This window comes from Actinomadura formosensis (assembly GCF_050948385.1).
Lineage (GTDB): Bacteria > Actinomycetota > Actinomycetes > Streptosporangiales > Streptosporangiaceae > Spirillospora > Spirillospora formosensis.
In genome coordinates this window covers 3,773,526-3,786,374 of sequence record NZ_CP192011.1, presented here as the reverse complement: position 1 = coordinate 3,786,374, position 12,849 = coordinate 3,773,526, and the positions used below count along the sequence as shown (strand labels likewise).

Here is a 12,849-nt window from a genome sequence, read left to right as displayed (position 1 = left end):
TCATGATCGACGGACGTCCGCTCATCGACGCGCACGTGCACACCGCCCGGCTGCCGACCCTGCCCCCCGCATGGCGGCGGTGGGCCGAGGAGTTCGGCTCGTCCCACCCCTGGCAGGACCTCTACGACGCCGACGGTGCCCTCGTCCCCGAGAAGGTCGACGCCTACTTCGAGGACGAGGGCGTCGACATCGCCCTGCTGCTCTGCGAGTACAGCCCGAAGACGACCGGCACGCAGCCCATCGAGGACCTCCAGCCGCTCCTCAAGCACAACCCCCGCCGCTTCAAGCCGATCGCCAACGTCAACCCGCACCTGCACTACCCGATCGACGCCGAGGTCGCCCGGCAGCTGGAGTTCGGCGCCGCCGCCCTGAAACTGCACCCCGTGCACGGCGGGTTCAGCGTCGCCGACCCCGACCTGTATCCGGCCTACCAGGTGTGCCGTGACGCCGGCGTCCCCGTCGTCGTGCACTGCGGGACGAGCTCGTTCCCCGGCTCGGCCAACCGGTACGCCGACCCCACGCCCATCGACGACGTCCTGCGGCTGTTCCCGGGCCTGACGTTCGTCCTCGCGCACGGCGGCCGCGGCTGGTGGTACGACGCCGCCGCGTTCCTCGCGCTCTCCCGCGAGGAGGTGTGGATCGAGCTGTCCGGCCTGCCGCCGCACCGGCTCCCCGAGTACTACGCCCGGCACGACCTGCGCCGCCTCGCCCGCACGTTCATCTTCGGCACCGACTGGCCCGGTGTCCCCGGCATCGCCCGCAACGCCCGCGCCATCGCCGCCCTCGGCCTGGACGAGGAGACCCTCGGTCTCGTCCTCGGCGGCAACGCCCTCCGCGTCTACAAGGGCCTGTCCTTGCAGCTCTCACCCGGCGGAAAGGATCGCTCCATGACCGGCCCCGGCCCGTTCACCGAGGACGTCGTGCGGCAGATCACGCGGCACATGAACGACGACCACGCCGCCGACTGCCTCACCATCTGCCGCGCGCTGGGCGGCCGGCCCGGCGCGACCGCGGCGCGGATGACCGGCCTGGACGCCGGCGGCATCGAGTTCGCCGTCAGCGACGGCGGTGTCGAGCACCCCGTCCGGATCCCGTTCACCGAGCGGCTCACCGAACGCCCCCAGGTGCGCCGCGAGGTCGTCCGGATGGCCGAGGAGGCCCGCGCCGCCCTGGGCGGGTGACCGCGGGTGACCGTAGCCTGGCCGGGATTCGGTCCGACCGAAAACCGGATCCGGTTTGCCTGGCGGGCACGCGGACATCCGGTAGGCAGCCGAGGCCCGCCCTGGGCCCCACCCCCTCCGGAGGCCGCCATGCTCGCGATCGCCGCCGCGATCGTCTTCGCCCTTGCCCTGCTGTTCGACCTGGCCGACGTGTCCTCGGACGCGATCAACAACGGGACGCTGACCGTCCTCGGCCTGCTGCTCATCGCGCTGCACTTCGCCGGCGTCGGTGCGTCCACGGCCTGGCGGCCCCGCCGCTCCGGCCGCCGCCGCTGAGGAACGCGCCGGGCACCACCGGGCGCGCGAAACGGAGCACCCGGGCCGATTGGAATCTACAATGTAAAGGCGCTGGCCGGTTCAGCCGCCGCCGTCCTGCGCGAACGCCCGCAGCCCGGACGGGTCCACCACGGTGATCTTCCGCCGGCCGGTGCGGACCAGGCCCTCGTCGCGCAGCACGGCGAGGGCTCGCGCGACCGTCTCCCGCGAGGCGTCCATCCAACTGCCGAGCTCCTCCTGCGACAGCGGGGGCCCGATCGGGATCTCGCCGTCCGGCCCCGGCGGGACGTGCCGGGCCGACAGTTCGGCGAGTTCCGCCAGCAGGAGCGCCAGCCGCTGCGGGCCCTGCGCCGACGCGTGCGCCTGCAGCCGGCGGCCCGCGTCGTCGAGCCGCCGCACGAACGTGCCGCTGACCAGCATCCACACGCCGGGATGGGCGTCCAGGAACGCGGTGAACCGTGCCGCCGGCACGACCAGCGCCCGGACCTGGTCGAGCGCCTGCACGGTCGCCGACCGCTCCCGCCGCCCGAGCACCGCGCTCTCGCAGACCAGGTCGCCGGGACCGCGCACGGCGAGCACCACCCGGTGCCCGTACGCGCTGGACGACACGACCTTGGCCCAGCCCGACTCGATGACGATGATGTGGTCGGAGTCGTCGCCCTGGTAGCACAGGGGCGTTCCCGGCCGGTAGGTCCGCGACCGGCCGGCCTGCCGGAGCGCCGCGCGCTCCCGGTCGTCCAGCGCGTCCCAGAATCCGCGGCCGGGGCGGGCGGCGAGGCCGCCGCGCGATGTGCTCCGCTCGCTCACGGCACGTCCGTTCCGGTGCGCGATCGGGTGAACCGGCACCCGCGGCAGATGGGGGGAGTGGGGCAGTGAGGCCCAGTGCCGCGGGTACCGGTCGCCTGCATGCGCCCATGAGAACCCGTCACCGATTCGGATGCTGCCCGCGGAGGGACGCGCTGTCTGCGTCTTATGACACTTTTGGCGAAAATTGCAGCGAAAAAGCCGCGTCAGCGAGAAAGAGCGTTCAGCAGACGGTTCACCGGGCCGCCGAGATTCCAGCGATCGGCCAATTCGGCCAGCGCCTCGCCGTCGCGCGGCCCGGCGGGCAGCCGGTCGTCCAGCGTCGCCAGCTCCGGCGCGCCGATGTCGGTGACCACCCGCACCACCGTCTCGGCGGCGGCCAGGTAGCCGCGCGCGGCCTCCAGCCGGCGGCGTGCGCCCGCCGGGAACCCCTCGCCGGTGCCGGCGTCCAGCGCCGCGAGGATGCCGTCGACCGACCCGAACCGGGTGACCAGCGCGGCGGCCGTCTTGTCGCCGACGCCGGGCACGCCGGGCAGCCCGTCGCTCGGGTCGCCGCGCAGCGTCGCGTAGTCGGCGTAACCGCGGCCGGGGATGCCGTACTTGGCCGCGACCTCCTTCTCGCCCATCACCTGCAGGTTCCGCACGCCCCGCGCCGTGTAGAGGACGGCGACGGGGCCGCGGTCGTCGACGAGCTGGAACAGGTCCCGGTCGCCGGTCACGATGTCGACCGGCCCCTGCGCCCCGCCCCGCACCGCGAGCGTCCCGATCACGTCGTCGGCCTCGTAGCCGGGGACGCCCGCCCGTGCCAGTCCGAACGCGTCCAGCACCGCGTCGATGACCGGGAGCTGCGCCTCCAGCGCGTCCGGGGTCTGGTCGCCGCCGTCCTCGGCCACCCGGTGCGCCTTGTAGGACGGCAGCGCCGCCACCCGGAACGCGGGCCGCCAGTCGGCGTCCATACAGCAGACCAGCCGCTCCGGCGCCCGGTCCTGGACGAGCCGGGCGATCATGTCGATGAGCCCGCGCACGGCGTTCACCGGCGTCCCGCCGGGGGCGGTCACCGACTCGGGCACCCCGTAGAAGGCGCGGAAGTACAGCGACGGCGTGTCCAGCAGCATCAACCCGCTCATGCGCACATGCTCCCACGCGGGTCCGACGTCGCGGGGCCGTGCCGCTCCTGCGATGCTGGTAGCGGTCATCAGACAGGACCGAAGAATGGAGACGGGTGTGACAACGGAGTTGTATCCGCGGGAGCGCGTCGGACGTGTTCGGGAGGCGGCGGCCAAGGCGGGGCTCGGGGCGGTGCTGCTGACGCCGGGCCCGGACCTGCGCTACGTCACCGGCTACGACGCGAAGCAGCTGGAGCGGCTCACCTGCCTGGCGGTGCCGGCGGACGGGGAGCCGTTCCTGGTCGTCCCGCGGCTGGAGCTGCCCGCCGCGCAGGAGTCGCCGGCCGGGTCGCTCGGCGTGGAGCTGGTGCCGTGGGACGAGACCGACGACCCGTTCGCGCTGACCGCCGCCCGGCTGCCGGGCGGCATCGCGAAGGTGGGCGTCGCGGACCAGATGTGGGCGGTGATGGCGCTGCGGTTCCGTGCCGCGCTGCCGGGCGCCGAGCAGGTCGCGGCCGGGGCGGTGCTGCGCGAGCTGCGGATGCGCAAGTCCGCCGCCGAGGTCGCCGCGCTGCGCGAGGCCGGCGCGGCGATCGACCGGGTGCACCGCCGCGTCCCGGACTTCCTCAAGGCGGGACGCACCGAGCGGGAGGTCGGCCGCGACATCGCCGAGGCGATCCTCGCCGAGGGCCACGTCCGGGTCGACTTCGTCATCGTCGGGTCCGGCCCGAACGGCGCGAACCCGCACGCCGAGCTGTCCGACCGCGTGATCAGGCCCGGGGAGCCGGTGGTGGTCGACATCGGCGGGACGATGCAGAGCGGCTACTGCTCGGACTCGACCCGCAACTACTGCGTGGGCGAGCCGCCCGCCGAGTACCGCGCCTACTACACGGTGCTGGAGGAGGCGCACCGGGCGTCCTGCGAAGCCATCCGGCCGGGAGTGACGCCCGAGGCGGTGGACGCGGCCGGACGCGGCGTCATCGCCGCCGCCGGGTACGGTGAGCACTTCTTCCACCGCACCGGCCACGGCATCGGGCTGGAGTCCCACGAGGAGCCCTACATCGTCGAGGGCAACCTCGAGCCGCTGGAGCCGGGGATGGCCTTCTCCATCGAGCCGGGCATCTATCCCGGTCCGCACGGCGCCCGCATCGAGGACATCGTCGTGTGCACCGAGGACGGCTACGAGCCGATGAACGTCACCGAGCGCGGCCTGGTGATCGTGGAGTAACCCCGGACCGACTATATGGATCGGCCGCCGGGAATGGCGGCGCGCAGGGCGTGGACGGATTTCCGTCCACGCCCTCACGTCATTTCGGACAGCACAAATTAGGGGAGAAACGGCTCTGTAACGATCTCTGCACTAAATGTGTCAGCGCGCACGGTGCGTATTGCAAGCGTGCGGACGGCCATGTACCACCTAGATGCATAGTTACGCGGGGGTAGGCCGGTTTCTTCCGCATGACGGAGGGTCCGACCATGCCCGGAGGGAGCCCGTACCCCGGCGGAGACGTGCCGTGAAGAAGAGGAGATGCCGTGGCAGAGGTCGACCTGACCAGCGTCGGGAAGGTCTATCCCGACGGCACACGGGCCGTGACCGACCTGACCCTCCACATCGCCGACGGGGAGTTCCTCGTCCTGGTCGGCCCCTCGGGCTGCGGCAAGACGACCGCGCTGCGCATGGTCGCCGGGCTGGAGGACATCTCCGAGGGCGAGGTCACGATCGGCGGCCGGGTCGTCAACCGCGTCCCCGCCCGTGACCGCGACGTCGCGATGGTGTTCCAGAGCTACGCCCTCTACCCGCACCTGTCGGTGCGCGACAACATCGGTTTCGGGCTGTCGCTGCGCAAGATGCCGAAGGCCGAGATCCGCAAGAAGGTCGACCGGGCCGCGGAGATCCTCGGCCTCACCGACCACCTGTCCCGCAAGCCCCGCAACCTGTCGGGCGGGCAGCGCCAGCGTGTCGCGATGGGCCGCGCGATCGTCCGCGAGCCGCAGGCGTTCCTGATGGACGAGCCGCTGTCCAACCTCGACGCCAAGCTCCGCGTCCAGATGCGCGCCGAGATCGCCCGCATCCAGCGCGACCTCGGCGTCACCACGATCTACGTCACCCACGACCAGACCGAGGCGATGACGCTCGGCGACCGGGTCGCGGTGATGAAGAAGGGCGAACTGCAGCAGGTCGCTCCGCCGCAGGAACTCTACGACCGGCCGGCGAACCTGTTCGTCGCCGGCTTCATCGGCTCGCCGGCCATGAACCTGATCCACGGCACGCTGTCCGGGGACGCGGAGAACCCGCGGCTGGAGATCGGCGGCCAGACCCTGGCGCTGCCGGCCGAGGTGCTGACCGAGCGCCCGGCCCTGGCGTCCCGCCTTGGAAGCGACGTCGTCGTCGGCATCCGCCCCGAGGACATGGAGGACTCCGAGCTCGTGGAGACGCCCGAGGGATCCGGGCTGACCTCCACCGCCGACCTCGTGGAGGCGATGGGCTCGGACGTGCTGGTCCACTTCGCGATCGAGGCCTCCCAGGTCGTCACCGAGGACACCAGGGAACTCGCACGCGACGCGGGGACCGACGTGCTGGGGAGCCTGGAGAGCCCCCGCACGGACATGGTCGCGCGGTTCAGCCCGCGCACCCGCGTGAAGGTGGGCGACCCGGTGACGATCCGCGTCGACACCGGCCGCCTGCACTTCTTCGATATCGAGTCCGGCGCGGCGATCTGGGGCTCGGACGCCGCCGGCCCGCTCAGGGAGGATGAAGGATGAGGATCAGCTTTGCCCGTGGGGGGACCCCCCACACCCCCCCGCCCGGCTCCGCCGGCCATGGCAGACGCGCGATGGGAGCCGCCGTCGCGGCGGGACTGCTTCTGTCCTCGGCCGCCGCGTGCGGCGGCGGCGATGACGGCGACGACTCGGCGTCCGCCGGCGGGGGAGCGCTGAAGGGCACCACGATCGAGGTCGCGGCCAAGTGGACCGGCCCGGAGGAGACCAACTTCCGCAAGGTGCTGCAGGCGTTCGAGAAGAAGACCGGGGCGAAGGTCAACTACGCCTCCACCGGTGAGAACACCGACGCCTACCTCGGCCCGCGCATCGAGGCGGGCAACCCGCCGGACGTGGCGATCCTGCCGCAGCCGGGCCTGATGGAGCAGTACGCGAAGAAGGGCTCGCTGAAGCCGCTCGGTGACGACGTCGTCGCGCAGGTCGGCCAGAACTTCTCGCCGTACTGGAAGGAGCTCGGCTCCTCCGGCGGCAAGACCTACGGCGTGATCGTCAAGGCCGCCTACAAGTCGATCCTGTGGTACCGGCCGCAGGCGTTCGACGAGGCGGGCGTGCAGCCGCCCGCGACGTGGGCCGACCTGGTGAAGGCGTCGGGCACGCTGCAGGACGCGGGCACCACCCCGCTCACCCTCGCCGCCGGCCCGCAGGACTCCTGGACGCTGACCGACTGGTTCGAGAACGTCTACCTGTCGCAGGCGGGCCCGGAGAGCTACGACAAGCTCGCCAAGCACGAGATCAAGTGGACCGACCCGACGGTCGGCAAGGCGCTGGAGACCCTCGCCCAGATCTGGGGCAAGGGCGACTTCCTGAACGGCGGCGTCGCGACCGCGACCAAGACCAAGTTCGACGAGTCGGTCACCCAGGCGTTCGGCCAGCAGAAGGCCGCCATGGTGTACGGCGGAGACTTCGCCGCCGCGAACATCGCCACCACCAAGGCCAAGGTCGGCACCGACGCCAAGGTGTTCGCGTTCCCGAAGGCCGGCGACACCGCCCCGGCGATCCTCGGCGGCGACATCGCGGTCGCCCTGAAGGACGGCAAGGGCACCCAGGAGCTGATGAAGTTCCTCGCCTCCCCGGAGGCCGGCAAGGTCTGGGCCGGGCTCGGCGGCTACCTGACACCGAACAAGAGCGTCCCGCCGGACGCCTACTCCGACCCGATCGCCAAGCAGCTGATCGGCCAGCTGCAGCAGTCCGGTGACGCGGCCCGCTACGACCTGTCGGACCTGACGCCCGCCGCGTTCGGTGCGACGCCCGGCAAGGGCGAGTGGGAGGCGCTGCGCCAGTTCGTGATGCACCCGACCGACGTCAAGGGCACGCAGGCCAAGCTTGAGGCCGAGGCCGCCGCTGCCTACAAGTAGGGCGTACGAGTAGGGGATCCCTGGATGAAGGCTCCGCAAGAGGAGGTGCCGCCGGCCGCGACGGCCGGCGGCGCCGCCGCCGTCGACGTACCGGCCGCCCGCTCCGGCGCCCGCCGCGGGCGCGAGCGGCCGGCCCCGCCGTCGTGGCTCGCCATGACGTTTCTGCTGCCGGCGCTGCTGCTGCTCGGCTTCCTCGTGGTCTATCCGATCGTGTACTCGGTGATCCGCAGCTTCTTCGACGCCTCGGGCGGCTCGTTCGTCGGCGTCGACAACTACACGGGGGTCTTCAAGGGGCACGACAACCTCGTCGCGGTGCGCAACACCGCGATCTGGGTGGTGGTGGCCCCGACCGTGGTCACCATCATCGGGCTGGTGTTCGCCGTCCTGACCGAGCGGATCCGGTGGGCGACGGTGTTCAAGCTCGTGGTGTTCATGCCGATGGCGATCTCGTTCCTCGCCTCCGGCGTGATCTTCCGGCTGGTGTACCAGCAGGACCCCGACAAGGGCGTCGCGAACGCGGCGCTGGTCGCGCTGCACGACACGTTCGCGCAGGACACGACCTACCCGGGCGCCGGGCCCCGCACCGGCGGGGACGCGCTCGTGCGCGCGGACGGCGGCGCCGTGGTCACCTCCGGGTCCTTCCGGGCCGGGCAGAGCGCGTTCGTCCCGCTGCTGAAGATCCAGCAGCAGTACCTGCCGAAGGACGCCGCGCCGGCCGCGCAGCCGCCGGCCGCCGAGCCGGGGCAACTGGCCGGGACGGTCTGGTTCGACTTCACCAGGGGCGGCGGCGGGCAGCGGAACGTCCCGAACGCGGGAGAGACCGGGCTGCCCGGCGTCAGGGTCGAGGCGGTGAAGGACGGCAAGGTGGTCGCCAAGGCCACCACCGGGGCCGACGGCACGTTCACGATGAGGAAGGTCCCGGACGGGACGTACACGATCCGGCTGCCCGAGGACAACTTCACCGCCGCCTACCGGGGCGCGGAGTGGCTCGGCGGCACGCTGATCACGCCCGCGATCATCGGGTCGTACCTGTGGGTGTGGTCCGGGTTCGCGATGGTGCTGATCGCCGCCGGCCTCGCCGCCATCCCGCGCGACGCGCTGGAGGCGGCCCGGGTGGACGGCGCCACCGAGTGGCAGGTGTTCCGCCGGGTGACGATCCCGCTGCTCGCGCCCGTCCTCATGGTGGTGCTGGTGACGCTGGTCATCAACGTCCTGAAGGTCTTCGACCTCGTCTACATCATCGGCGGCGGTGACCCGAACGCCAACGTGCTGGCGCTGCAGATGTGGACGGTGTCGTTCGGCGGCGGCAACGACCAGGGCGCGGGCAGCGCCATCGCCGTGCTGCTGTTCGTGCTCGTGCTGCCCGCCATGCTGTTCAACATCCGGCGAATCCGGCAGGAGCGCAAATGAGCATCGCGGAGAAGACCGCCCCGGCTCCCTCCGGTGCCGAGGGCGCGGGCGGCGCGGCGGGCGCGCCGCGCCGCGGCCTGGCCGCCCGGATCGTCGGCCGGGCCGGTGGCGGCGCCGCGCAGGCGCTGCTGGTGCTGATCGCGCTGTTCTGGCTCGTGCCGACGCTCGGGCTGCTGGTCGCGTCGCTGCGCTCCAACGAGGACAACAACGCCGGCGGCTGGTGGGAGGTGTTCACCAAGCCGGCGCAGCTGACCCTGGAGTCCTATGGCTCGCTGCTGGACAAGGGCGACTTCGTCGACTCGTTCTGGAACACCGTGCTGATCACCGTCCCGGCGACCCTGCTGGTGGTGGTGATCGCCTCGCTGGCCGCCTACGCGTTCGCGTGGATGGAGTTCCCCGGGCGCGACTGGCTGTTCCTGCTCGTCGTGGCGCTGCTGGTGGTGCCGGTCCAGGTCGCGCTGATCCCGGTCGCCAAGCTGTACGGCCACATCGAGTTCGGCGGGTTCCACATGTTCGGGTCGGTCACCGGCGTGGTGCTGTTCCACGTCGCGTTCGGCCTGCCGTTCGCCGTCTTCCTGCTCCGCAACTTCTTCGCGGCGATCCCGCGGGACCTGCTGGAGGCGGCGCGGATGGACGGCGGCTCGGAGTGGACGATCTTCCGCCGGGTGATCTTCCCGCTGGGCGGCCCGGCGATCGCCTCACTCGGCATCTTCCAGTTCCTGTGGGTGTGGAACGACCTGCTGGTCGCGCTGGTGTTCGCCGACACCGGGTCGCAGCCGATGACCAAGTGGCTGCAGTCCCAGATGCGGCAGTTCACCGGCAACATCGACATCCTCGCGCCCGGCGCGTTCCTGTCGCTGATCGTCCCGCTGGTCGTGTTCTTCGCCTTCCAGCGCTACTTCGTCCAGGGCGTGCTGGCGGGTTCGGTGAAGTAACCCTCCCGGTTCGAATCTCGGCCACCGGGTCACGGGCCGGGCGGTCTGCGGCCGCCCGGCCCGAGCGGTTCCGGGGGGCGCGCCCCTGGGGTCACACGGCGAGGCCGCTGGAGGGGTCGAAGAAGTGCAGCCGGCGGGTGTCCACGGCGAGCTGGACGTCCTGCCCCGGCCGCACGTGCGAGCGGGAGTTGACACGGGCCGTCCACAGCGCCTTGTTGTCGGCGAGCGGGAGTGCCATGTCGCCGCCGTCCTCGGCGTCCTCGGCGAGGTCGGCGGTGTCCTTGTGCTCGACCGGCGGGGCGTCGATGGTGAAGATGACGTTGATCTCGCTGCCCAGCTCCTCGGTGACGCTGCTGCGCACCTCCATCGGCGCCCAGCCGGGGCCGGCGTGCGCGGCGTCCTCGAAGTCCGAGGGGCGGATGCCGAGGATGACCTTGCGGCCGATGTGGTCCCGCAGGCCCGGCTTGTCGTGGAGGGTCGCGGCCGGCACCGGCAGCGTGTACCCGGCGAAGCGGACCTGCGCGCCGTCGTCGCCGGAGGCGAGGTCGGCGAGGACGAAGTTCATCGCGGGCGATCCGATGAACCCGGCGACGAACAGGTTGACGGGGTTGTCGAACAGCCGCTGCGGGGTGTCGACCTGCTGCAGGACGCCCTCGCGCAGCACGCACACCCGCGACCCGAGCGTCATGGCCTCGACCTGGTCGTGCGTCACGTACACGGTGGTGACGCCGAGCCGCTCGTGCAGCTGGCTGAGCGAGGCGCGCATGGACACGCGGAGCTTGGCGTCGAGGTTGGACAGCGGCTCGTCCATCAGGAACGCCTGCGGCTCGCGGACGATCGCGCGGCCCATCGCGACGCGCTGGCGCTGCCCGCCCGACAGCGCGGCGGGCTTGCGGGACAGGAACTGCTCGAGGCCGAGCATCTTGGCGGCCTCGTGGACCTTCGCCCTGATCTCCGACTTCGGGGTGCCGCGCAGCTTGAGGCCGAACGCGAGGTTCTGCTCGACGGTCATGTGCGGGTAGAGGGCGTAGTTCTGGAAGACCATCGCGATGTCGCGGTCCTTGGGCGCGAGGTCGTTGACGACCTGGTCGCCGATGAGGATCTTCCCGCCGCTGATCTCCTCCAGCCCGGCGATCATCCGCAGCGCGGTGGACTTGCCGCAGCCGGACGGGCCGACCAGCACCATGAACTCGCCGTCCCGGATCTCCAGGTCGAGCCCGTCCACGGCTTTGACGCCGCCGCCGTACACCTTGTCGACCCGGTCCAGCACGATCTTGGCCATCGGCCCCCCTATGGAAACGTTTTCACTGCCCCCTGCCGAGCAGGGGCTTTACGGTATTGAGGGGAGTAAACATCATGGAATCGTTTCCATGGGAGGCCGGACGCGGATAAGGTGATCGAAAACCCCGGGGGGGCGGGATGACGCGCGGACGGCCGGCGACGATCAAGGATGTGGCCGCGTCGGCGGGCGTCGGCATCGCCACCGTGTCCCGGGTGTTCTCCGGAACCGGGTCGGTCGGCGCCGCCACCCGCGAGCGGGTGCTGGCCGCGGCCCGCGAGCTGGACTACCGGCCGAGCGCCCTCGGCCGCGGGCTGAAGCTGCGCCGCAGCGGCGGCATCGGGCTGGTCGTCCCGGACGTCACCGACCCGTTCCGCGCCGAACTGGTCGCGGGCGTGCTCGCCTGCGCCCGCAGCCTCGGCGAGCACGTCATCGTCGACGCCGCGCACGGCGACCCCGCCCGCGAGGCCGAGATCGTCGAGCGGCTGGTCGAGCAGCGGGTGGACGGGATCATCGCGGTGCCGGCCGGTGACCGGGCCGACTGGCGGGCCGCCGCCCGGGTGTGCTCCAGCGTCGTTTTCGCCGACCGGGTGCTGCCGGGGCTGCCGGAGATCCCGGCCGTCCTCGCCGACGACACCGGCGGCGTCCGGTCCCTCACCGAGTACCTCGCCGGGCTCGGGCACCGGCGCATCGGCTTCCTCGGCGGTGCCCCCGGCGCCGCCGCCGGGGTGCGCGAGCGCGCGTTCCGCGACACGCTCGCCCAGCTCGGCGTCCCCGTCGAGGAGGACCTGGTCGTCGCCGCCCGCCCGGCCCGCGACGCCGCCTACGCGGCCGCCGCCGGGCTGCTGCAGCGCCGCGCCGACGTCACCGCGATCCTGGCCGCCGGGCACCTGCTCGGGGAGGCGGCCGTGCTGGTGGCCCGCGAGCTGGACCTGCGGGTCCCCGCCGACGTGTCGATCGCGATGGTGGACGACGTGGCGTGGGCGGAACTGTGCGACCCGCCGCTGACCGCCGTCGCCCGTCCCGGCCACGACATCGGCTACCGCGCCTGTGAGCTGCTGCTGCGCGAGCCGGCCCGGCGCGGCAGGGGAGGGCCGGTGCTGCTGCCGACCGAGCTGGTGGTGCGCGGCAGCTGCGGCCCGCTGCGGCCCGCGCGCCGCTGAAACCGCCCGGATAACGCCGATCCGTGATCTATGGGGGCGCACGCCCCGTCTCCGGCACGCTACATTTCCCGCGTGGAGGAGATCGATCGTCAGATTCTGGCGCTGCTCGCCGACGACGGGCGGATGAGTTTCACCGACCTGGCCAAGGAGACGGGGCTGTCGGTGTCGGCGGTGCACCAGCGTGTCCGGCGGCTGCAGAAGCGCGGCGTCATCAAGGGGTTCGCCGCCCAGCTGGACACCCAGCGGATCGGGCTGCCGCTGACCGCGTTCGTGTCGATCAAGCCGATCGACCCGGCCGCGCCGGACGACGCCCCCGACCGGCTGGCGCATCTCCAGGCGATCGAGGCGTGCCATTCGGTCGCCGGCGAGGAGAGCTACATCCTCAAGGTGCGGGTCTCGTCGCCGAACGAGCTGGAGGACCTGCTCCAGAAGATCCGCGCCGCCGCGAACGTCGCGACCCGGACCACGGTCGTGCTCAGCACCCCCTGGGAGGCGCGCCGCCCGCCCCTGTAGCCGGGGGAGG

Annotated in this window: 12 protein-coding genes; 9 read left to right on the top strand and 3 right to left on the bottom strand. The window is 72.2% G+C overall.

Annotation, left to right across the window (positions count from 1 at the left end):
- Positions 1–2: 2 nt before the first annotated feature.
- Together ACQP1N_RS17965 and ACQP1N_RS17960 are read left to right on the top strand one after the other, a co-directional pair.
- Positions 3–1,181 carry an amidohydrolase family protein gene (locus tag ACQP1N_RS17965; protein WP_207394022.1) on the top strand — a complete coding sequence of 393 codons (1,179 nt, stop codon included), beginning with the start codon at positions 3–5 and terminating at the stop codon, positions 1,179–1,181.
- A gap of 129 nt (positions 1,182–1,310) precedes the next feature.
- Entirely contained in the window at positions 1,311–1,496 is a 186-nt protein-coding gene (locus ACQP1N_RS17960) for a hypothetical protein (RefSeq protein WP_067800625.1), read from the top strand.
- A gap of 81 nt (positions 1,497–1,577) precedes the next feature.
- On the opposite strand, the gene ACQP1N_RS17955 is transcribed toward ACQP1N_RS17960, so the two are convergent.
- Together ACQP1N_RS17955 and ACQP1N_RS17950 are read right to left on the bottom strand one after the other, a co-directional pair.
- Positions 1,578–2,303: a Crp/Fnr family transcriptional regulator gene (locus ACQP1N_RS17955; RefSeq protein ID WP_433225365.1), complete on the bottom strand. Its 726-nt coding sequence runs from the start codon at positions 2,301–2,303 to the stop codon at positions 1,578–1,580.
- A gap of 203 nt (positions 2,304–2,506) precedes the next feature.
- Complete coding sequence (locus ACQP1N_RS17950; protein ID WP_067800636.1) at positions 2,507–3,427, bottom strand: 5'-3' exonuclease; 921 nt, start codon at positions 3,425–3,427, stop codon at positions 2,507–2,509.
- Positions 3,428–3,524: 97 nt separating this feature from the next.
- Between ACQP1N_RS17950 and ACQP1N_RS17945 the strand changes: the two genes are divergently transcribed.
- The 5 genes from ACQP1N_RS17945 (at position 3,525) to ACQP1N_RS17925 (ending at position 9,884) form a co-directional block, all read left to right on the top strand.
- A complete protein-coding gene (locus ACQP1N_RS17945) occupies positions 3,525–4,634 on the top strand; it encodes a M24 family metallopeptidase (protein WP_242608779.1) in 1,110 nt (369 codons plus the stop codon).
- Between the two features lie 305 nt (positions 4,635–4,939).
- Positions 4,940–6,169: an ABC transporter ATP-binding protein gene (locus tag ACQP1N_RS17940; RefSeq protein WP_433225362.1), complete on the top strand. Its 1,230-nt coding sequence runs from the start codon at positions 4,940–4,942 to the stop codon at positions 6,167–6,169.
- 71 nt (positions 6,170–6,240) lie between these two features.
- Positions 6,241–7,539, top strand: coding sequence for an ABC transporter substrate-binding protein (locus ACQP1N_RS17935; protein ID WP_067800647.1), 1,299 nt, complete (start codon positions 6,241–6,243; stop codon positions 7,537–7,539).
- Positions 7,540–7,563: 24 nt separating this feature from the next.
- Positions 7,564–8,949: an ABC transporter permease subunit gene (locus ACQP1N_RS17930; protein ID WP_433225359.1), complete on the top strand. Its 1,386-nt coding sequence runs from the start codon at positions 7,564–7,566 to the stop codon at positions 8,947–8,949.
- Complete coding sequence (locus ACQP1N_RS17925; RefSeq protein WP_433225357.1) at positions 8,946–9,884, top strand: carbohydrate ABC transporter permease; 939 nt, start codon at positions 8,946–8,948, stop codon at positions 9,882–9,884. Before ACQP1N_RS17930 ends, ACQP1N_RS17925 begins: the two co-directional genes overlap by 4 nt.
- Positions 9,885–9,975: 91 nt before the next feature.
- Here ACQP1N_RS17925 and ACQP1N_RS17920 read toward each other — a convergent pair whose 3' ends face one another.
- Entirely contained in the window at positions 9,976–11,166 is a 1,191-nt protein-coding gene (locus ACQP1N_RS17920) for an ABC transporter ATP-binding protein (RefSeq protein WP_433225355.1), read from the bottom strand.
- 137 nt (positions 11,167–11,303) lie between these two features.
- On the opposite strand from ACQP1N_RS17920, the gene ACQP1N_RS17915 reads away from it, so the two are divergent.
- Positions 11,304–12,326, top strand: a complete 1,023-nt coding sequence (locus ACQP1N_RS17915; RefSeq protein ID WP_067802022.1) for a LacI family DNA-binding transcriptional regulator — start codon at positions 11,304–11,306, stop codon at positions 12,324–12,326.
- A 72-nt stretch (positions 12,327–12,398) separates the two neighbouring features.
- Positions 12,399–12,839 (top strand): Lrp/AsnC family transcriptional regulator, encoded by a 441-nt coding sequence (locus ACQP1N_RS17910; RefSeq protein ID WP_207394023.1) that lies wholly within the window; start codon positions 12,399–12,401, stop codon positions 12,837–12,839.
- Positions 12,840–12,849 lie beyond the last annotated feature (10 nt).

Bases quoted from the DNA above. Each gene is read 5' to 3' on its own strand.
- ACQP1N_RS17965 (WP_207394022.1), top strand. From the start codon at position 3: ATGATCGACGGACGTCCGCTCATCGACGCGCACGTGCACACCGCCCGG.
- ACQP1N_RS17935 (WP_067800647.1), top strand. From the start codon at position 6,241: ATGGGAGCCGCCGTCGCGGCGGGACTGCTTCTGTCCTCGGCCGCCGCG.
- ACQP1N_RS17925 (WP_433225357.1), top strand. From the start codon at position 8,946: ATGAGCATCGCGGAGAAGACCGCCCCGGCTCCCTCCGGTGCCGAGGGC.
- ACQP1N_RS17930 (WP_433225359.1), top strand. From the start codon at position 7,564: ATGAAGGCTCCGCAAGAGGAGGTGCCGCCGGCCGCGACGGCCGGCGGC.
- ACQP1N_RS17920 (WP_433225355.1), bottom strand. From the start codon at position 11,166: ATGGCCAAGATCGTGCTGGACCGGGTCGACAAGGTGTACGGCGGCGGC.
- ACQP1N_RS17960 (WP_067800625.1), top strand. From the start codon at position 1,311: ATGCTCGCGATCGCCGCCGCGATCGTCTTCGCCCTTGCCCTGCTGTTC.
- ACQP1N_RS17915 (WP_067802022.1), top strand. From the start codon at position 11,304: ATGACGCGCGGACGGCCGGCGACGATCAAGGATGTGGCCGCGTCGGCG.
- ACQP1N_RS17950 (WP_067800636.1), bottom strand. From the start codon at position 3,427: ATGAGCGGGTTGATGCTGCTGGACACGCCGTCGCTGTACTTCCGCGCC.